The following is an 18,522-nucleotide window of genomic DNA, read 5'->3' on the forward strand; positions in this document are numbered from 1 at the left end:
ACCCGCCCCGCCAACAACACGCAAGAATGGCCCGCCTCCCAAAGTGGGAGGCGGGCCGTTGAGTTCGTCATGTCAACGTGAAGCATCGGGGCAAGACTCGACGTAGCTGCCGCATCAGCGCATGTAGAACTCGATGTCGAGAACGTTTATGAGTTGTCCACAGGCCGCCTGTCAAGCTAAGCGGATATGGTTGGGCCAAGCTCCTTGACTGCTTCTTCCGCTGTTTTGATCACTAGTCCGAGGCTACGACGGAGCTCGTCTCTGTTCTTGAGCATTCTACCGTCGCGAGTCACGAAGACATCGTGTCCCTGCATGAGATGTGTGGTCAGGTGATGAACATCGTCGATCTTTTTGGCCTGTGCCTGCCGGTGGCCCAAATTCGTCTCATCGAGGTGGCCGACTTGGAGATGCTGAGGCAGCAAGATGCGCTGGATCTCCTGGTCGGATGCAGCTGTATCGTCTCCCGCCAGGAAAACGCCGCCGTCTAGCGTACTCATTGCGTAGCCCAGTCGCAGCGGCCCGCGGGTATATCTAATCTCGGGTCGGGCGGCCAACCACGCAAGATTGGCCACGCGGTGGCCATCGTTCGTGACGCGCAGTTGGTCGGCTGTAAATGCCTCGGTGATCCACATTTCGATCCGACCTTGCCGCGCAAGCTCAACAAGACGATCGACAGCTTCCCAGTGGAACTGCTGTCTCACGGAGTCGATGATCGCATTAGTGTCGAGAGTGTACTTTGGCGCTGCTGGAAACTGCTCGGTCATGGGACCATCGTCCCGCTCGATTCGCTGGCGCGCCCGCTTTTTGGGAAGCTTCGCCCACTTGAACAGCGACTAGCACAACCGGACACCATCCGCTCGCGTGTAGGCGAGGCTGCATCCGAGTCCAGCCAGTGGGCGCCCACCCCTGGAAACGCGCACTGGATCTTCGAGGCAATACGCGACCCGGACGAACAGCCCGGCGAGGTGCGGTACCCCGCGCCCCGGAACAAGGAGGCAGGGAACCGGAGACCGGCGTGGACTCTGGCAGCGCGCGATCGCCTTCACTAGGTTGAACTCTAACTAGCCCATAGTTAGAGTTAGAGCATGGGTACTACGCCCCGCATGACCATCCCCACCCAGCTCGTCCTCCGCGCCCTGCTCGAAGATCCCACGCGGGAGATGTACGGGCTGGAAATCTGCCGGGCCGCCGGCCTCGCGCCCGGCACCATCCACCCCATCCTCGCCCGCTTCGAGGGCATCGGCTGGCTGGAGTCGCGCTTTGAGGATGTGGAGCCGCGCGAGGCGGGCCGACCTCGCCGCCGGTACTATCGACTTACGCCGCATGGGGCAGAAAACGCACGCAATACTCTTCTCCGCACATCAGCCAGGTGGATGACTCTTGTGGCGCGTTCGCGAATGGCAGATGGCGCATGATGGAGATGGATCCTTCTGCGGCCAACGCTGTCATCGGCAAGGCCTCCACCGATAGCTTAGCTCGCATCATCGCAGTAGCGCTGATGGACGCCCTAAACATCATTCAGTTCGCGCGTAGACACAGCGGAGACGATGGGCTTTGCAGCGAAAACTGCGTCTCACAGTGCGATGTCGGTCTATATAGATGGAAAGTACTTGATGCCCACAGATATACTGCGGCCGCACTAGCGATAACTCGGCAACTTACCGAGAATCTGGCCAGCGAGATCGCAGATAGATCAAAGAGAATTCCTTCTCTTAGTGTTCTCTCCGTCGCGTCAAGCCTTGTCGGGAGTTTGGAAACCATCAATCGACTCACGTATGGGCTTAATTCCGCTGATTCTATGTTCGGCGGAGGCAATAGGCGCATCTACGGCACCAAGGATGCTCTGGAGTTGCATGAGCGGCTAGAGGCGGCCACCCAGATCGCTTGCACACTTGCCGCTAGCATGGACGCTGATGTAGCGGAAATCGGCGGGCTTCGACGGCAAGGCAATACGTCCTACACCGCCGAATGGCTCATCCTCAAAATAATTCAGCAAGTCCCTCCACGCCACCGAGCGCGTTACGCCGAGGAGTTTTGGACGGAACTACGCGAACTGGCAATGGCCAACACTTCCCGTCCGTTCCAAATTCTCTACGCCGTTCAGCAGTTGTCACAGGTGCGGCAGCTTCGGGCAGCCCTCCAGGCACTCGACCAGTCACGCTTCTACCGGCTTCGCCGCATGGCGTGCTGGATTCTCGCTTCCGACTGGCGAACCTGGGGATTCCTCGGCCCACTGATGGCGTTCGCGATCGTGAACGTGCATCTCCGGCAGGGTTGGGGCTCGGCGTTCTTCACGATCCCAGGTGTCGTGGCCTTCTATGCGGGCGTGGAGTGGCTGAGAAAGCGCTGGGTGGTGGAGTTCAAGCGGCGGGGCCGGTCGCGCGAGAGATCTTCCAGCGAATGAGCACGCAAAATGTGCCCTACCATCCCCGGCGAGGGACGGCAGGGCGCGTGAGTCCATGTAGCGGGTGCGGGCTGATCCGGCTTATGAGGCCGTCGAGCACAGCCGGTGCTCCTACCCGCGTCGCATGGCAGATCGAGAACCTAGGATCGGTCTGCCATGGCCGACACCTCACGATACCGGGCTCTCGATGGCGAGAGGGCCCAGATTACGCAAGCAGAACTGCTAGTGCGAGTCGTCGATCCGCTGTGGCTTGGACTGTTCGGCGTTCGGCACCGCGTATACGCCGAGCGCCGTCAGCACGGCGAGGACCGCGTTGACGATCTCGGTGGCGGTGAACACATCGTCGGACACCGCGCCGTTCACGGCCACGATTGCGGCGAACAGGGCGGCGACGATGGTCTTGGCGTATCGGCTTATCTTCATGAATGCCTCCAGGCATGCGAAAGGCCCGCCGTTTGGCAGGGCCTCGGTTCTCACTTGCAAGTTGAGTGGCCTGGTTCGGCCAACTCTGTCATTCACAAATCGGTGTCCGGCGCTGGCGTATCGGTTACCGTCCCGACCATGACCACGCCCGACGACCCTACAGTCCGGCTGCAGCTCCCCACGCAGCCGCCGCAGCCGGTTGTGAGCAGTTCGCCGCCGAAGCAGCAGCGGCGCGTGACAAGGACATTCAAGAACCTGGCGCGGCCGACGCCTGCCCCGGCTCCAGCGCCTCCCGAGAAGCGTCGATGGCTCAGTGGGCACAGACCGCGCGTGACACCACCGACGCAGGCCGAACTGGACACGTTACCCGTCAAGGACCGGCAGGAGCTGTACGACACGCGACGGCAGCGGCCCTGGCAGCACCTCACATCGCTGGGGGTGCTGTTCGGCGTGCTGTTCACCGCAGGTGGGCTTGTCTACACGGCCAAGACCTGGGAGACAGGGCAGGAAACGCTCCGGACCACGCAGCAGCAGCAGATCACGGATCGCTATACAAGGGCCGTCGAGCAGATCGGGGCGGACAAGTCGGTCGAGGTGCGCATCGGCGGACTCTACGCCCTCGGACGGATTACTAGGGACTCTAGCGCTGACGCTACGACTGTTGAGGAAATCATGGTGGCGTACATCTTGGAGCATGACGGCAAGACCGGAGCCACCCGCACTTTTACTCCGTCCGAGGACGTACCTTCCTGGAAACCCGGCGCTGACGTTCGTACCGCCGTGAGAGTGCTCGGAACGATCCCCCGGGCTGGCTGGGGAACGCCCATCCTCTTCACCGCTGATTTTGTAAGCGCGGACTGGCGTGGTGTGAATCTCCGTGATGCATATCTGTCCTACGCGAACCTAAGCCGCGCACGCCTGAACGTCGCGGACCTGGCCAGCGCGGACCTGTCCCACACGGTGTTGACTAGGGTGAATCTGTTCGGCGCGCGTTTGAGCGACGCGAACCTGATCGGTGCGAACCTGACCGAGGCGGAGTTGATCCACGCATACTTGGCAGACGCGGTCTTGACCGACGCGTACCTGGCCGACGCCGTCCTAACCGGCGCTGTTCTAACCGGCGCCAACTTGACTGGCGCTGACCTAAACGGCGCCAAGCTGACTGGCGCGGACCTGCGCGGCGCCGTCCTGACCGGCGCAGACCTGACTGAGGCGCACCTCAACGGCGCAGACCTGCGGAACGCCAAGGGCATGAGCCCAGAGCAGATCCGCAAAGTCGCGATCACGGACAGCACCACCAAGTTCTAAGCCAGCGATCACACCACCCGCAGCAGTGCCGCCCACGTCTTCGGCCCGCACACACCATCGGTGGGCAGCTTCGCGGCCTTCTGGAACTCCTTCAGCGCGTCGTACAGCGGGTCACCAAACTGCGTGTCGTCCACGCCGCCGTTCAACCCGTAGTCCCGCGCGTGCAGCAGGTAGAACAACGTCTTGACGTGCCAACGCAGCGGGTCGTCTGCCGTTTTGCCTGCGCCGTGACGCAGCGTGGGCAGTTGCTTCACGATCTCCTCCATCCAGGTCAGCTCAGGGGCCGGCGCGGGCTTCACGCCCGAATAGGCGGGGTATCCGTAGCCGGAGATGCAGGCGTGGGAGCGGCGGTGCCGCATGACGCGGTTGCTGGTGTTGCCCTCGATCGTCGTGATCGTGCCGTCGCGGTGGACCGCTTCGACGATGCCGACGTGATCGATCGCGCCGATCATGTTCTTGCTTCCGGCCCAGTCGAAAAAGACGATCGCGCCGCGCCGTGGCGCCTGCCCCCAGCGGCCCCTGTCCTTGAACCAGTCGGCGTAGGTGGGGGTGTAAGCGAAATCGCCTACGTCAGGCAACAGCTTCGCCTTGTCGGCGGCCCAGGCGAGGAACATCGCGCACCACGGCTGCTTGGCCCACCAGTCCGGCTTGTCGTGCCGCTCGGCCCACCACGCGCCGTACCGGGTCCAGCCGTCGCGGCGCTCGCCCTGGCCGAGTTCGCCGCGGACGATGTCGAGCAGGACGTCTTCAGGCCGCTTCGGCATGCGTCACCTCCCCCGCGTCGATCCAGACGATCTGTGTCGCTCCCCCGTGGCCGTGGATGGCTTCGACGTCGTCGAGGCAGCTCCAGTGGACGAGGGAAGGTCGTGCGCCGCGCCAGCGCACCGAGACGGAACCGTCCGGCCAGAGCACGCCGTCTGCCACCCGGCCGGTGCCGGAGATGCCGCTGACGTCGTGGTCGCGTTGCAGGAAGAACAGGCGTGGATAGATGTTCACTGCTCCTCCTGGGATTCGTCTTCGACGACGGAGCCGGGCTCTTGTGGCACCTCGTCCTGGGGCGGGTCGCCGGCGGTCAGTGCTGCGGCGTTGTAGGGCGCAAGCGGCAGCGCCTCGTGTTCAGGCATGGGGAACCTCGGTAAGGGGTCGATTTGATGAGATCAATTCGGTGGTGTCGCCACTGATCAAGGCGACGAAGGGCTGCCGCGTCAGCCTTGGGTGAGCTGGATCAGCGCGATCACCGCGCTGGCCACGGTCACCAGCAGGCCGACGACGGCGATGATCTGCCGGGTGCGCTCGGTGAGCTGCGCGTTCGTGACGGCGGTTTTCTCGACCTCCGCCAGCCGCATCTCCAGGCCGCCAACCTGTTCGACCAGCGCGGCATGCCGGTCCTCAACCTGCTTGAGCTGATGCAAGACCAACCTCATCTGCCCATCAGTCCGCTCGAACCCGACCTCAAGCAGACGACGCAACTCGGCCAGCGACAGCGCCAGGTTTTCATCCATCAGTCGGCCCCCACGGCTTGCGGCCCATCCACGTCGCCGGCGGCTTGATGTCGAAGTCGGGTGTGACGGGTCCGGCACGTCCGGCGCGGTAGTAGTCCACGCTCCTGCGGCGGGCCGCCACCCGGGCCGAATCCAGCCGGGTCAGCGTCTTGACCGGCTCCAGCGGATCTTCAGGCACGACCACGTCCAGCCCCACATAGGCGACGACGTCCTGACGGAACTGCCGGTTCTCCGGCACCATGCGGACGCGGTGGGTCTTGACCGCCTCGATCCTGGCCAGGTGCGCGGCGAGCCGATCGGCGTCGGACACCCCAAGAGTCCACGTCGTCGGCAGCCCGTGCGTGGCCTCCAGCTGCGCGGCCACCACAGGATTCAGCCGGGCGAGCGCGTCGTCCGACGACGGGATCCACGGCTCGTGCAGCACTACGTCCAGCAGCGTGTCCATGTCGTCGGGGTCGATGCCATACTCGGCGCACCGCCACTCGAACGTGCTGTGCGGAATGATGTGCACGTGGGCGACGCCGTCCGGCCGCACCCGGCTAATCCCCCACATCGGCTCAGCGCCGTCGTGGCCGGCACCCGGGCCGGGCTGCTCTCCCCCTGCCTGCAACAGGCTGGTCGTGCTGTAGCCAAGCTCGGCATCCCAAATGGTCCAGATTTCGGCCACGCGGCCACCCCCTTGTGATGATCGTTAATGGCGGTGCGACCACCAATAGAACGCCTTGCCGCTGTACACGCCGCCGCCCGACGACCAGCCGAACGAGAAGTCGGTCTGATTGCTGAGGTCCAGACACCAGTAGAAATTCGGGTTGGCCGCACCGTCTCGGACCGTCGAGACGGGCCCCATATTGGAGGCCATGGTCGGCCCGTAGTGGATGGTCACGCCCCCGGTGTCCGGCGGGACCACGCCGCTACCGGCGTGCACGGTGTCGTACGGGTCGGCAGTATTGGTGTCCCACACACGGCCGCGCAGATACCAGCGGCCCGAGCTGTTGCAGTGGATGTAGGACTGGCTGGAGGAGAAGCCGTCGTCGTAGCCGAACCGGCCGTAGCCTTCGGCGACGTCGAGGCCGCCGCCACGGCGGTTGGAGTTCGAGGCGTTGCGGATGCCGAGCCGGACGAGTCCTGCGGCGACCTGGAGCTCGGCGCGGGCGGTGCCGCCCGAGTTGGTGCCCGACGTGATGAACGTGGTCGTCTCGCCCGGATACAGGCCGTCCACGGCGTAGAAGCGCGAGTAGTTGGTGTTGCCGAGCCCGCCCGGGTAGAAGCGCAAGTCGAGCGTCGACGAGTCGAGCACAAACCGCTGCCCTGTCGCCGAGCTGCGGACAATCGAGCCCGTAATGGTCTTGCCGTTGATCGCGTCAGCGGTGATCTTGTCGGCGGTGACCGATCCGGCGGCCAACTTGTCGGCCGTGATCGCCGAAGCGGCAACGTGCCCCGCCTGGATTGAGCCAGCCTGGATCTTGTCGGCCGTGACTGCGTTGGCGTTGATGTGGCCCGCGTTGATCGCGAGCGCCTGGATCAGACCGGCCGTGACCGTCCCGGCAGTGATCTTCGCCTCGCCGGGGATGGTGCCGTCGATGATGTGCGTCGCGCCGTCGATCACCTGGCCGATCACGTCGGTGTCCACCAGCGGCTTCGTCTGCGCCGTGACGTGCGCGGACTCCCCCGAGATGTTGCCCGACCGGTCGAGCGCGACCAGCCACAGCTCCCGATCCGTGTTGTACGGCTGGCCCGGCACCACGGCGGTGCCCGCCCGCTCCAGCCACTCGACGGACTTGCCTGCGTCCTGAGAGTCGAGCGGATCCTTCATCATCACCAGGACGCGCGCGAAGTCCTTCGGCATGCCGGTGCCCGAGCTGGTCAGCCCATCCCAGGCCACCCGGAAGATGCCCAGCCGCGAGTCCACGACGGGCGTGGACGGCTGCGGAGGCGGCGTCTCATCATCGGGGATGACGATCACCGCTGAGACCGCGAGCTGCCCCTTGACGCCCTCGTTGGTGGCGCGCACGCCGAACCGCCACGACGACTTCGGCGTCAACGGACTGTAGGAGATCGACGTGCCGTCCGTGTGACCCAGCACCCGCTGGGCGCCCGTGCCCGGCGGCGTCTGCCCGATCAGCTCATAGCCATCCACCTGCAACGACGTCCCGTTGACATCCGTGGTGACCGGCACCCAAGACACGATGATCAGCCCATGACTGTATCCCTCGTCATCCAGGTACGCCGACGGGGACACGATCAGGCCCGTCGGCGCAGCCGGGACGCGGTCCTTGGATTCCGGCGCGGGCTCGCCACCGTTGCCGCCCTCAGAGACGCCACCAGTCAGGATGCCCGCCGCCCGCCGGGCAATCCTGATGTCTCTTTCCAGGAAACGATCATTCAGGGTGACGTTGCCGCCGATCAGGCCGTCCCCGCCCACGGACAGCGTGATCTGCCTGACCCGCAACCCCTGCATGACCGCCTGGTCGCCAGGGGCGCGCACCGTGTCGCCCACCCGGTAGTCCACGAACGGCAGGAACCGGGCCGCGTACGGCTTGATCTGCCGGGTGAGCTGCACCCGCTCCCCCGACGCCCGATCCAGCGCGTACTGAGCCAGCAGCCGGGCCGTCCCCTCATCCTTCACGCCGCCCTGGCTCTGGTACGCCTCCCACCGGCCCCACGGCCGCAGCGCGGCCGGGTTGGTGACCTCGACGGACAGGCCCTCTTCGCCGGTGATGAGGATCGCCGACGCGGCGTCCTCGAACGTGGCGTCGTCAGGGGCCTGGTCGATATCGCGCCCCAACCGCAGTTCGACCGGGCTGGGGCCAGTGGAAAGCTGGCGGCCGAGCGTGGAGTTCTCGTTGAACACCTGCAAGGTTCGGCCCTGCATCTGCCAGTCGCACACGCCCTGCTCGGACAGGTTCAGCAGCAACTGGAGCAGGTCGGTGCCGGGTTCCAGCCCCAGCGTAAGGGTCGCCGACCACGGGTGTCCGGCCGAGTCCTCGAAGGCGTCGAAGTCGTAGCTGAGGCCGGGCAGCGCGCCGCGGCCCTGGCCTTCGTCGATGACTTGACGCAGGATGTCGCCCACTTTGGCGGCCGGGAACTGGCGCTTGCCGTCGACCATGCCGAGGCCGGGGTAGAGCACCAGCTTGCGCAACTGCCACGCCCAGCCGGGCATGTCGAACGACAGCGCCGCCATCAGGTCCGTCGTGTCGGACGCCCGCTTGATCCGCAGGAACCGCGCGTTCGCGGGTTTCGCCCACCCGCCGCCGCCCGCCGACCATTCGACCGCGACCTCACACGGCGACGCCAGCCACTGCGCGCCGGCCGCATGAGCTGAGTAGGACAGCCGCAAGCTGGAGACGTCGTTGAGCGGAAGGCCCGTTTCCCAGCCGAGATGCTGGCCGAGCACGCCGAGACGGGCACCGTTCGGCTGGTAGGCGACCAGACGGAGCCCGTAGATGTCAGGCTTACCGGGGATGATCACCTGCTGCGGCATCCGTTCCCCTCCCCCCGGGGCTGGGCCTGGACCTGTTCCACGGCGGCGGCAAGGAGCGCGTTCTCGTACATGAGCTCGTCGCAGCGCCGCCGGTAAGCCGCCACCACGGCGGCCAGATCTACGTGCAGATCGCAATTCACTTGCGCCCCTCGCCTCTCGCCTGAGCCATCCGGTGCCGGTCGATCTCCATCCGCAGCTCCGCTGTGCGGATCGGGTCGATCCGGCAGGCGTCGCGGATCGCCTGAAGCGGGTCCACGGCTCGGGCGTTGCTGTGCTTCCGCTGGGCGGCGACCGCGCCGTGCCGCTCGCGACACGCAGCGATCTGCTGGCGCACCAGCTCCCGCGCGGCAGCCGCATCCGTGAGCGACGGCGTCAGCGGCGGCAGCACGCCGGCGGACTGAAGCTCGATCAGCAGCGGCTCATGCACCAGCACGTCGAGGACTTCATCGACGTCGGTCAGCCCGTACTCAGCGGCCCGGTACTCCACGGCCTCTTTCGGCACGTAGTAACGCCACTGCCCATCCGGTGCAACCTCGACCGGCACCTCGTAGACGATCACCCAGTACGGGGTGCGGCCGTCGTCCCCCGTGGTCTCCTCAACCCCGGTCACCGTCCACTCGTGCGCCAACGCCTCTCCCTCCTTGCGGGCGGGAGCGTCATGCGCGCCACGCCCAGATCATTGCTGTCGCCGAACCGGCTGCGCCGCTGCTGTCGCACCGGATGGTGAAGCCCGACGTGCTGCGGGCCGTCATGTACGTGGTGACCACGCCTGAACCGGCGTAATGCAGGCTGACCACGGCGAACGGGATCGACGTCATGACGGGGGCGCTCCATGCGATGGTGCCCAGGCTCGTGCCGATGGTGATCGTCACCGACTTCATGATCAGCCCGGCTTCGGCGCCGCTGTGCGTCCACATGCCCCGGTACTCGGCCGCCGCCTGCGTGAACCGGAACCGGTTCAACGCCGGAGTTGGGTCGTTGTAGCCGATCTCCAACTCGGCGGGCTTGGCGAACATGTAGCCGCCCGCGCCCAGGTTCGGGCTCGATGTCACGTCGAAGATCTGCATCCGGTACTCGTCGCCCCGCAACCAGGTGACCGAGCGCCGGTTATTGCCGGCGTTCAGCCCGGACACCGACACGATCGCGCCATCGGTGTCGCAGTAGATCCTGGCGAAGTTCGTGCCGGTCCCTGGCATGAACCTGACTTCCGGGTCAGTCGAGCCTGCTGGGTTGACGATGATGCGCCGCCCCGTGGCGCCGGTGGCGAGCTGCCCGACGATCGACACCGCGCCTGTCGCCGACGACACCGCGACCGTCTGAACGCTGGAGGCGTCGTACGCTTCCAGACCCGTAGCGTTGATCTCGACTCGCGCGCCGGCCGGGTTGCCGGCCACGATCCGCGTCGCCAAGGCGAGCACGGCTTCGAGCTTGTCGGCTGTCACCGCGTTCGCCGCGATGTGGCTGGCTTCGATCGCGCCGACCGCGATCTTCGTGGCCGTGACGGCGTTGGCTACCAGGTTGCCGGTCGTGATGCTGCCATCTGCGGCGTCGCCGGAGACGAGCTGCACGGCCTGGATGGTTGCCGACGCGCTGCGGGCGGACTCGTTGCCGCTGTAGTCGATCGCCGAGAACGCGAACTTCCGGTCGACGCCGTACGGCAAACCGGGCACGACGATCGAACCCGCGGACTCCAGATACCCGATCTCCGACCAGCCCGGCGCAAGCGGGTCCTGCACCCAGACGCGTACCCTCGCGAAGTCCGACGGCATCGGCTCGCTGCCGACGCCGACGCCGTCCCATTCGACGTGGACCACGCCGAGTCTCGTGGACAGCACGGGCGCGGTCGGCACGGGCGGCGCGTCGGCGTCGTCCGGGATCGTCACCGCGACCGACGAAGAGAAGGGCCCCTTCTTGCCGAGATTGATCGCGCGCACCTTGAACTGGTACTGCTGCCCCACGGTGAGAGGGCTGTAAGTGGCGTTGGTGTCGCCCGCCTCGGTGAGCGCGATCAGGAACCACAACGCCCCCACATCGTTGACCCGGGCGTACACCTCGTAGCCGCCGACGTTCAACGCGACGCCGCTGGTGTCCTGGGTGACTGGGTTCCAGCTCACCGACACCTGGCCCTGCGGGAAGCCGCTGGAGTCGATGTAGGCGGCCGGGTTGACCAGCAAACCGGTGGGCGCGGCCGGGGTCCTGGGCGCCGGGCTTTCCGGTGCGGGCTTGGCTCCGGAGCCGCCGTCCGCCGTGCTGCCACCGACGATCCCGGCCGCGCGGCGCGACAAGCGGATCTCCCGTTCGAGCAGCCTGTCGTTGAGGACGACGTTGCCGCCGAGCACGCCCTTGGCGTCCCGTGTCACCGTCATCTGCCGGACGCGCAGGCTTTCCATTACGCCGTTCGTGCCGGGGGCGAGGATGCGGTCGCCGGGCCGGTAGTCGCGCCACGGCAGCCATCGCGTGTCCGGGCCGATGACGATGCTGCGGGTGCGCTGCACCCGTTCCGCGCCGGAGCGGGCGAGCGCCGCGTCCGCGAGCAGGATCGCTGTCCCCGGATCGGACACGCCGCCCTGGCCGACGTAGGTCTCCCACTTACCCCACGGTCCGTGGTTGGAGCTGCTGACGGTGATCTGGAATCCGTTGTCGCCGCGCACCAGGACGGCACTCGCGCGGTCCTCCAGGGTGCCGGTTTCGGGCGCTTCGCCGATGTCCCTGCCGTATCGAAGATCGACCGGCGCGGCTCCGCTGGCGAGATCACGCCCCAGCTCGATGTCCGGGTTGAACAGCTGCACCGTCCGCCCGGACGTGCGGAAATCGAGGACTCCTTGTTCGGCCAAGTTGATCAGGCAGGTGAGCGCGTCCATGCCAGGCTCATAGTAGATACTGAGGATCTTGCTCCAGGACTGGCCGGCGCTGTCGAGTGTGGGCGTGAAGTCCCACGCGACGCCTGGCACAACTCCCCTGGCCTGCGCCTCAGCCAGAAACGTTTGGAGGATCGCGCCTGCTGTGGTCGTCAGGAAAGCGCGCTTACCGTCCACCAGTGGGGCGCTGCCAGGGTAGAGCACCACCTTGCGTAGCTGCCAGATCCAGCCGGGCAGCTCGAACTGCGTCACCCCGGCCTGGTCGGTGCCGTCGCTGCGCCGCCTGATGAGCAGGAACCGCGAGTCGCACGCCTCGGTCCACGTGGTGCCGTCGTCGGACCATTCGACGGCGACCTCGCATGGCTGGGCGAGCAGGTCGGCGTTCGTCGCCTCGCTGCTGTGGCTCAGCTTCAACGCTGGTACATCGTTGAGTGGGCCGGCGATCTCCACGCTCAGAGGATGCGGGAGTGTGCCGAAGGGGTCCCCATTCGGGGTATGCACAACGAGCCGAAGGTTGAACACCGCACCCCCTTGATACTCATGAGGGCGCCGTGGCCGGGCCGTCGCCTGTCCCTATCGTCGCGGCCCTGCACCGAGTTCAGCGAGCCCCTGACGGAATTGCGCGACCACAGCCGCTTGGGGATACGAGCGCTCCAAGAGGGAAGCCAGATCTGTGCTTCTGCTAAAGATCGCCGCAGCGTAGCGCGGTGTTGAGATCGCGGCCGATCCGTGAGCGACGGCTTGCTCCGCGTTGCCTAGCCGGGCGCAGGCGACGCCCAGGTCCAGCGCGGCAATCGCTCGTCTGGTGGGAGACGCCTGCGGGTCCCGTTCGTATACCTGCATGGCTTGCTCAGCGAAGTCGCGGGCCTGTTCGACGTGGCCGAGCCACAAGCTCGACGTCGCGGCGACCGACCAGACTCGTGCGGCATCAGCGCTGAACAACCCCATCGAGTGTGGTGAGAGGTGTTCAGCCTGGTCTCGCAACGTCTTCAACATGTCAGAAGCCGGTCCAGAGCGGCCGAGCCGGGCATACCCTCGGACCAGTTGCCCAGTAAGGCGCGCGTGCGCAGCACTTCCACGAGAGGCTAGGGCCGCACCCTGCTGCGCAGCGCTCAGCGCTTCGTCTGGCCGGTCGGCGTACAAGAGGGTTGTGGCCTCGACATCCCACGCCCACGCCACCGCTTCATGATGATCCGCTTCGCCGGCGTGGTGGCGGGCATCAGCAGCGTAGGCGAGCGAAGCACGGGCATCTCCGCGGTCGTGGGCGGCCCACGCCAGGATCAGCGACAGCCAAGCCGCAGCGATGTACAACTCGCGACGCTGCTTGAGCGTCATACGTAGTTGCAGCAGGTGGGCGACCTGACGGCGGTCACCGCGTGCCGACCGCCACAGCTCATCTGCGCTGTAGCGGGCGTAGTGGAGCCCGTAATCACCGATGACCTTGTGCAGGTACGCGAGACTGCTCGGTCCGAGATCAGTCTCCTCGCTGCGGCGGGTCAGCTCGCGCGCCTCGTGTTCAGCGCTCGTGATCAGCAATTCGGGAGTGGCAAGAGCGGCAACACCGAGACGCAGAGCGTCACGACGATTCGTAGGATCACCTCCAGGTGCGCGCGGTCGGCGATCTGTCGCGTCCTCCCCATCGTCGCCAGAGTCCTTCACGTCCAGAGTAGGCAGCGAGTCCGTCGCAGCGACAGAGGGCTGAAACTCCGCAATTCGATCAGACGTCTCACCAGCGTCGTAAGCCGCAATGAGTTCTCCGTCGGCGTTCGTGGCGGCGTCCAACGCTACGACAATCTCTCTGGACGGCCATTTCCGGTCTTTTTCCAGATCGTCGATATAGCTCTTGCCGACGCTGGCCGACCGGGCAACATCCCGCAGCGATTGAGAGCCGCGCAGACGCCGCAATGCCTCGCCGAACGTCTCACCAGCCATACCGCCGCCACCCGCCTGACCCGTGCCCGCCATGTCCGCCGTGTCCGCTGATAGGTGGCGGACATGCGGCGGACAGGCGATCTCTAGACCTGACCGTTCGTGGCGACAACGCTACTCCTGAGCGCGCAAACGCCCTGCTGAATCGGCAGCAAACAATCCCATTCGAGATCAAAAATCGACGCCCCGACCGGTTTTTCCTACCCCATCGGAGATGTTCCACCGTGCTCCCATCTGACCTAAACGCCCTACTACCTCCTACGGTTCGCCAGAAAAGCGATGTCCTCTACTCATGGAGAGCACGCGAGAACCGCGATCGGGGCGCGGGCGGCGTGACGAGCGAACTGGAGCGGGCCGGCATCCTGCTGCGTGACGCGATGGCCATGTTCGCCCCTGGAGCACGGGGCTGCATTCGCCGCGTGAGCCTCGACCGAGAGGCCCGTGAGCCGAGCTACCTCGAAGGACCCGTACTGATCGAAGCGCACAACGACCGGAAATCCGGCACCGTCGTATTCGCGGCGAAAGCCAGCGGCTCCCGCCGCTCACCTGATCGACCCGGACTGGTGGTCGGGACCACGACCGCTCCGGAGGCTGCGAATGCCGCCGCAGCAGCTCCCCTCCCTGCCACCAGCTCTGGGTCCCCATCCGCGTCCGGCATCCCTCCGTGGCCCATGCCGGGCAGTCCGGTCTCATCCGGGTGAGACCGGCCGTACTACCTCCACCGCCTCCGTGGGTGGAGAGGGTGGCCAGGACGCGACGCCCTCGTCCGCGTCCTGGCCACCTATGCCTTTCCGCCCTCAACGAGCCCAGCTCAGCAAGCTCGGGAGGGCGGGTCGCAACCCCGTGGACGGCCAGCCTGTGCTGGAGATTTCCGGCGGTGCGGACAGCGTCGGCCGTCCACGGCCCGCAAGAAACAGCAATTCTCAAAACGAAAGGACCAGTCATGGCCGACACGAAAGACAGTTGCGTTCCTCTGGTGCAACGCGTCAACGACCACATCGAGCTTCGAGACCAGAGTCTCGGCGACAAGTCGCCCGTTCTCGCCGCGTCGCCCGAAGAGTGGAAGGACTTCCTTGCTTCAGTAGAGGACGGGACGCCGAGCGCGGGCGCGGTACGGGCGAGGACCGCCCAGGACGGCGTGACCACCATCTGGCGCGTCGATGCGTCCGAGGAGCCCTTGACGCTCACGGCCAGTTCCTGGACCCAGTTCGAGGAACACGTCAAGCGCGGCGACTACGCCATCGAGAAGCTCCCCCGCCAGGCGGCGGACACGTCCGCCTGACGTTCGACCTTTCCAGCCTGGCAAGCAGCCCCCGCCTGCCCTACCAGGCTCCCAGGCCCTGGATGTGCCCGGCATCTGGGGCGCGGAGGGCCGAGGCCGCTGCCTCCTGTCACGGTCTCGGCCCTCTCCAACCGCCCGTGTCACAAATAGGAGCGTCGCGCCCGGATCTCCAACGCGGACGCGCCCGTGGTGGAAGTGGCCGCCGCCGTGACGAGCACCGTCCGGGAATGCGGATCCCCCACAGCAACGGAAGGCGTGAGGTGCAGCCAACGGAATGCGCTGCCCGGCCCCGTCGCGGAGATCTGCCCGGTCACATCCGTGCCCGCGCTCAAGCTCCACGTGTCCGTGTTCACCAGCCGGGCCTGCATCTTCCCGCAGTCGATCAGCAGCCGCTCGCCCGCGAGCAGCCCAGAGGACCGCGAAACAACACCGCCCGTCGCCACATCGGTCACGCTGGGATTCACGGCGGGACCGCTGATCCGCACGAGAGCGTCGACGATCGGACCGGTGCTTCCGGCCAGAGTGGTCACCGGCTGGTTCGGCGCGTTCGCCGATCCCGCCCACGTGGTCTCGACCTCGTCCCGCCACACAACGCCGGGCACCTTCACCACAGACGTGAACCGGGCAATGGCCGCGCCGACATTGACCTCCACCTCGGACGCCGGCTCCACGGTGACGTCGGCGACTCGGACGATGGACCCAGCCTCGTACCGGAGCTGCATCAGCCGATGCCGTACCCCGACCAACGCGGCGACGGCCTCCAGGTTGCGTTCCATCTGCTCAAATCCGCCGAACATCCCTGCCGGGGTGTAGCCGTACACGGCGCACGCGAGCGGCAACGTCGTCGCTTCCAAGTCCAGGCCGTGTATCGGGATCTCGCCGTGACGGCCCGGCACCGTCAACGACACGCCGCGGATGCCCGGCAGCGGGCGACGCTTGGTCCCCAGTTTCAGCCGCCAGCAGCGGGCCGGGTGATCGAGGGCGACCCCATCGAGCGTGTACGTCGGCATCGCCACCCCTATTTCTGACATCGCATTAGAGGACGCCGAGCATCCCGGCGTAGGCCAAGCCGCGATTCACGACGTCGCTCGTGGGTTCGGCGACCGGGTTGATCGAGGTGACCGTGATGTTCACCGGCCCCGCCGTCCGGCCCGCCCCGGTCGCCGCCCGGCCCGTGGAGCCCAAATGGACGCCCAGTTCGGGCGCGAACGCTCCGCTCAACCGCCGGGCGATGCCGCGCGCGTCGGTCAGCACCCGCTTGGACTGGCCGAGCATGCCGGCGCTCATACCCATCATCGTGTTCCGACCGATCTCCATGAAGATCCGGCTCGGGCTGGCGATCCCGAGGGCCTGCCTCACCCAGTCCGGTAGGAGATCGCGGAAGAAGTTCACGATGACCCCGCGGAACCACTCGCCCGCCGCCTGGAGGCCGTGCCACAAGCCTTCGAGCAGCCGCCACGCGAACGTGCCGATCACCTCGACGAAGGCTGGCCAGCGCAGGAACCAGGGCGTGAATCGCCGCAGTTAGGATCGGGCCGACCTGCTGAGCCAGCAGCCCAAGCAGCGGCGCCAGCATCCCGACGCCCTCAGCGAGAGCGACCAAAACGGGACCGAGCGCGCCTGCCGCCTGCCCCATCGCGACGAAGATCGCGGTCAGCGTCTGCTGGCCGGACGCCGAGTTCACCCAGGCGTTCAGCCGGTCCAGGATCGAGCCGAGCACGCCGAGGGCGTCGCCGCCCGCCCGGCGCATCGCCGCGAAGACTCCCGACAGGACGCCCCACACGTCGAGCGCGACCGAGCCAAGCTGCTTCAGGACGTCGACGGCGCCCTGCATCCAGCCGAGCGCCCGCCCGGAGTCCGCGGCAGCCGTCAGCCACTCGCCGAACCGAGCCGCCGCCTGCGCGATCCCGGGCGCGAGACTCGCGGAGAAGCCCGCCCCCACCTCGACCAGCCGGGCCAGCCCGGCGCCGAGCGGCTCGATCGCCACCGACAGGTCGTTGATGATCTGACGGGTGGCGTCGAACACCGCATTCAGAGCGGAGACGGCGACGGACGAGCGGGCGAACTCCGCCGCTCTCGCGCCGGCCATGCCGAGCGCGTCGGCGACGTTCGCCAGTCCTGAGGTAAGCGGAATCGCTAGCGTCGCCGCCAGTGCGGAAAGCTGGCCGACCAGCGGGGCGAACAGCGCCTCCTGCACGGTGACGCGGATACCGTCGAGCAGCGGCTTCAGCGAGCGCAGCTCGCGCGCCACCGCCTGGGCGGCCGGGGCCAGCTTGGCGACGGCCTCCTCGAACTTGGCGGCGTCGTCCCCGAGGGCCGCCGAGAAGGCGTCCTTCACTCCGTACAAAGCGACCGTGAGAGCGACGAGCGCCGCCGCACCGATAGCGACAGCCCCGGGCAGGGCGGCGACCGCCCCGACCAGAGGGGCGAGGCTTGCGCCGAGCGACACCACGCCGTTCGCGACGCCTGCCGTCGCCGAGCTGAGCAGCGCCCACTTGGCTGCCGTCACGGTCAACGCGATCCCGAGCCGGGCGGCGTCGGCCACCATCGATGCGACCGAGGATGTGAACCTGGCCGCGTGCCGGCCCAGCTCGTCGCCGGAGTTGCGCAGACTGGTCATCGCCCGCCGCAGGTGCAGGCTGAACCGCTTGTCGCGCAAGTCCAGCGTGACGAAGAGTTCGCCCACGTTGATCGCCACCACGCACCCCCTTGCGGAGTCGTGCGGAAGGCGGTGGACGGCGGGCGAAGTGCTAGACGCCCCAGGCCGGAATGGTAACGACGGTCTTACGCGGGTAGTCTGCCATCTGGCTCACGATGATGGCGGGGGGCTGGGCGACCAGATTACCGAGCCCCTGACAGAAGCCCCAGAGGTCGATGACGAAGGCTTCCTGGTTCCAGTCGGAAAGCTTGCCGTTGATGGTGCCGGTCTTCCGGCCAGCGACGAGGATGTAGTGGTTGTCGTGGAGCTTTTTCATCTCGACGACCTCGATGGGGACGGTGAATTTCGGCGCGGTGCTCTTGAGCGCGTAGACGCATAGGTGGGCGAACAGGATGCACGTCAGCGGCCGGGTGAGGTCCTGTGCGACGATCTCGCCGCCGGCGACCCAGTACTCGGGAGTGGATTTCCAACGATTGGCCTCGGCGAGGCTCACATTGTCGTCCGAGGGGTGGCTGAGCGCGATCTTCTTTTCGATCTGCCCGGCGGCCTTGAGGTTCGCCTGGTCCGCTGTCTGATTGATGGGATTGGCGACCTGTAACTTCGCGTACGAACTCAGCACGTCGCGTGCGACCTGGACATCGCTCATCTGCATACCCCTTCATCGTGCGCGGTGCGT

The 18,522-nt window shown here is 66.6% G+C and carries 19 protein-coding genes; 4 read left to right on the forward strand and 15 right to left on the reverse strand.

The features are described from left to right. Positions 1-176: 176 nt before the first annotated feature. Positions 177-764 carry a hypothetical protein gene (locus EJK15_RS17490; protein WP_138711502.1) on the reverse strand — a complete coding sequence of 196 codons (588 nt, stop codon included), beginning with the start codon at positions 762-764 and terminating at the stop codon, positions 177-179. Between the two features lie 339 nt (positions 765-1,103). Between EJK15_RS17490 and EJK15_RS17495 the strand changes: the two genes are divergently transcribed. Continuing rightward, complete coding sequence (locus EJK15_RS17495; RefSeq protein WP_138711503.1) at positions 1,104-1,415, forward strand: PadR family transcriptional regulator; 312 nt, start codon at positions 1,104-1,106, stop codon at positions 1,413-1,415. Beyond that, the gene (locus EJK15_RS17500; protein WP_138711504.1) at positions 1,412-2,404 is read left to right on the forward strand and encodes a GAF domain-containing protein; all 993 of its coding nucleotides are present in this window, start codon (positions 1,412-1,414) and stop codon (positions 2,402-2,404) included. The genes EJK15_RS17495 and EJK15_RS17500 overlap by 4 nt, the downstream gene beginning before the upstream one ends. 222 nt (positions 2,405-2,626) lie before the next feature. Here EJK15_RS17500 and EJK15_RS17505 read toward each other — a convergent pair whose 3' ends face one another. Then, positions 2,627-2,827, reverse strand: a complete 201-nt coding sequence (locus EJK15_RS17505; protein WP_138711505.1) for a hypothetical protein — start codon at positions 2,825-2,827, stop codon at positions 2,627-2,629. A 138-nt stretch (positions 2,828-2,965) separates the two neighbouring features. Here EJK15_RS17505 and EJK15_RS17510 point away from each other — a divergent pair, with 138 nt between their 5' ends. Continuing rightward, positions 2,966-4,135, forward strand: coding sequence for a pentapeptide repeat-containing protein (locus tag EJK15_RS17510; RefSeq protein WP_138711506.1), 1,170 nt, complete (start codon positions 2,966-2,968; stop codon positions 4,133-4,135). A gap of 8 nt (positions 4,136-4,143) precedes the next feature. Here EJK15_RS17510 and EJK15_RS17515 read toward each other — a convergent pair whose 3' ends face one another. The 10 genes from EJK15_RS17515 to EJK15_RS17550 form a co-directional block, all read right to left on the reverse strand. Next, the gene (locus EJK15_RS17515) at positions 4,144-4,899 is read right to left on the reverse strand and encodes a CHAP domain-containing protein (RefSeq protein ID WP_138711507.1); all 756 of its coding nucleotides are present in this window, start codon (positions 4,897-4,899) and stop codon (positions 4,144-4,146) included. Beyond that, on the reverse strand, positions 4,883-5,131 hold the full coding sequence (locus tag EJK15_RS17520) for a hypothetical protein (protein WP_206060918.1): 249 nt from the start codon (positions 5,129-5,131) through the stop codon (positions 4,883-4,885). The genes EJK15_RS17515 and EJK15_RS17520 overlap by 17 nt, the downstream gene beginning before the upstream one ends. Continuing rightward, entirely contained in the window at positions 5,128-5,259 is a 132-nt protein-coding gene (locus EJK15_RS76315) for a hypothetical protein (RefSeq protein WP_276615400.1), read from the reverse strand. Before EJK15_RS76315 ends, EJK15_RS17520 begins: the two co-directional genes overlap by 4 nt. Positions 5,260-5,340: 81 nt before the next feature. Continuing rightward, complete coding sequence (locus EJK15_RS17525) at positions 5,341-5,637, reverse strand: hypothetical protein (protein WP_138711508.1); 297 nt, start codon at positions 5,635-5,637, stop codon at positions 5,341-5,343. Next, the gene (locus tag EJK15_RS17530) at positions 5,630-6,304 is read right to left on the reverse strand and encodes a hypothetical protein (protein ID WP_138711509.1); all 675 of its coding nucleotides are present in this window, start codon (positions 6,302-6,304) and stop codon (positions 5,630-5,632) included. Before EJK15_RS17530 ends, EJK15_RS17525 begins: the two co-directional genes overlap by 8 nt. 24 nt (positions 6,305-6,328) lie before the next feature. Continuing rightward, positions 6,329-9,118, reverse strand: coding sequence for a phage tail protein (locus EJK15_RS17535; RefSeq protein WP_138711510.1), 2,790 nt, complete (start codon positions 9,116-9,118; stop codon positions 6,329-6,331). After that, positions 9,103-9,258, reverse strand: coding sequence for a hypothetical protein (locus EJK15_RS70625; RefSeq protein WP_171074363.1), 156 nt, complete (start codon positions 9,256-9,258; stop codon positions 9,103-9,105). The genes EJK15_RS17535 and EJK15_RS70625 overlap by 16 nt, the downstream gene beginning before the upstream one ends. Then, positions 9,255-9,746: a hypothetical protein gene (locus EJK15_RS17540; protein WP_138711511.1), complete on the reverse strand. Its 492-nt coding sequence runs from the start codon at positions 9,744-9,746 to the stop codon at positions 9,255-9,257. Before EJK15_RS17540 ends, EJK15_RS70625 begins: the two co-directional genes overlap by 4 nt. Positions 9,747-9,774: 28 nt before the next feature. After that, positions 9,775-12,426 carry a phage tail protein gene (locus EJK15_RS17545; RefSeq protein ID WP_138711512.1) on the reverse strand — a complete coding sequence of 884 codons (2,652 nt, stop codon included), beginning with the start codon at positions 12,424-12,426 and terminating at the stop codon, positions 9,775-9,777. A 123-nt stretch (positions 12,427-12,549) separates the two neighbouring features. Beyond that, on the reverse strand, positions 12,550-13,908 hold the full coding sequence (locus EJK15_RS17550) for a helix-turn-helix domain-containing protein (protein WP_171074364.1): 1,359 nt from the start codon (positions 13,906-13,908) through the stop codon (positions 12,550-12,552). Positions 13,909-14,848: 940 nt separating this feature from the next. Between EJK15_RS17550 and EJK15_RS72795 the strand changes: the two genes are divergently transcribed. Next, positions 14,849-15,187 (forward strand): hypothetical protein, encoded by a 339-nt coding sequence (locus EJK15_RS72795; protein WP_206060919.1) that lies wholly within the window; start codon positions 14,849-14,851, stop codon positions 15,185-15,187. 140 nt (positions 15,188-15,327) lie between these two features. Here EJK15_RS72795 and EJK15_RS17560 read toward each other — a convergent pair whose 3' ends face one another. From EJK15_RS17560 to EJK15_RS17570, 3 genes are read right to left on the reverse strand one after another with little or no spacing between them, the layout of a single operon-like run. After that, positions 15,328-16,218: a hypothetical protein gene (locus EJK15_RS17560; RefSeq protein WP_171074365.1), complete on the reverse strand. Its 891-nt coding sequence runs from the start codon at positions 16,216-16,218 to the stop codon at positions 15,328-15,330. Beyond that, positions 16,206-17,885 carry a hypothetical protein gene (locus EJK15_RS17565; protein ID WP_138711515.1) on the reverse strand — a complete coding sequence of 560 codons (1,680 nt, stop codon included), beginning with the start codon at positions 17,883-17,885 and terminating at the stop codon, positions 16,206-16,208. Before EJK15_RS17565 ends, EJK15_RS17560 begins: the two co-directional genes overlap by 13 nt. A 52-nt stretch (positions 17,886-17,937) precedes the next feature. Next, positions 17,938-18,492 (reverse strand): hypothetical protein, encoded by a 555-nt coding sequence (locus EJK15_RS17570; protein WP_138711516.1) that lies wholly within the window; start codon positions 18,490-18,492, stop codon positions 17,938-17,940. Positions 18,493-18,522: the final 30 nt, after the last annotated feature.

Origin of the sequence: Nonomuraea basaltis, assembly GCF_005893125.1 — a bacterium.
GTDB lineage: Bacteria > Actinomycetota > Actinomycetes > Streptosporangiales > Streptosporangiaceae > Nonomuraea > Nonomuraea basaltis.

Coding starts and splice junctions, on each gene's coding strand:
- EJK15_RS17505 (WP_138711505.1), bottom strand. CDS start 2,827: ATGAAGATAAGCCGATACGCCAAGACCATCGTCGCCGCCCTGTTCGCC.
- EJK15_RS17570 (WP_138711516.1), bottom strand. CDS start 18,492: ATGAGCGATGTCCAGGTCGCACGCGACGTGCTGAGTTCGTACGCGAAG.
- EJK15_RS17495 (WP_138711503.1), top strand. CDS start 1,104: ATGACCATCCCCACCCAGCTCGTCCTCCGCGCCCTGCTCGAAGATCCC.
- EJK15_RS17525 (WP_138711508.1), bottom strand. CDS start 5,637: ATGGATGAAAACCTGGCGCTGTCGCTGGCCGAGTTGCGTCGTCTGCTT.
- EJK15_RS17515 (WP_138711507.1), bottom strand. CDS start 4,899: ATGCCGAAGCGGCCTGAAGACGTCCTGCTCGACATCGTCCGCGGCGAA.
- EJK15_RS17510 (WP_138711506.1), top strand. CDS start 2,966: ATGACCACGCCCGACGACCCTACAGTCCGGCTGCAGCTCCCCACGCAG.
- EJK15_RS17490 (WP_138711502.1), bottom strand. CDS start 764: ATGACCGAGCAGTTTCCAGCAGCGCCAAAGTACACTCTCGACACTAAT.
- EJK15_RS17500 (WP_138711504.1), top strand. CDS start 1,412: ATGATGGAGATGGATCCTTCTGCGGCCAACGCTGTCATCGGCAAGGCC.
- EJK15_RS76315 (WP_276615400.1), bottom strand. CDS start 5,259: ATGCCTGAACACGAGGCGCTGCCGCTTGCGCCCTACAACGCCGCAGCA.
- EJK15_RS72795 (WP_206060919.1), top strand. CDS start 14,849: ATGGCCGACACGAAAGACAGTTGCGTTCCTCTGGTGCAACGCGTCAAC.
- EJK15_RS17550 (WP_171074364.1), bottom strand. CDS start 13,908: ATGGCTGGTGAGACGTTCGGCGAGGCATTGCGGCGTCTGCGCGGCTCT.
- EJK15_RS17560 (WP_171074365.1), bottom strand. CDS start 16,218: ATGTCAGAAATAGGGGTGGCGATGCCGACGTACACGCTCGATGGGGTC.
- EJK15_RS17535 (WP_138711510.1), bottom strand. CDS start 9,118: ATGCCGCAGCAGGTGATCATCCCCGGTAAGCCTGACATCTACGGGCTC.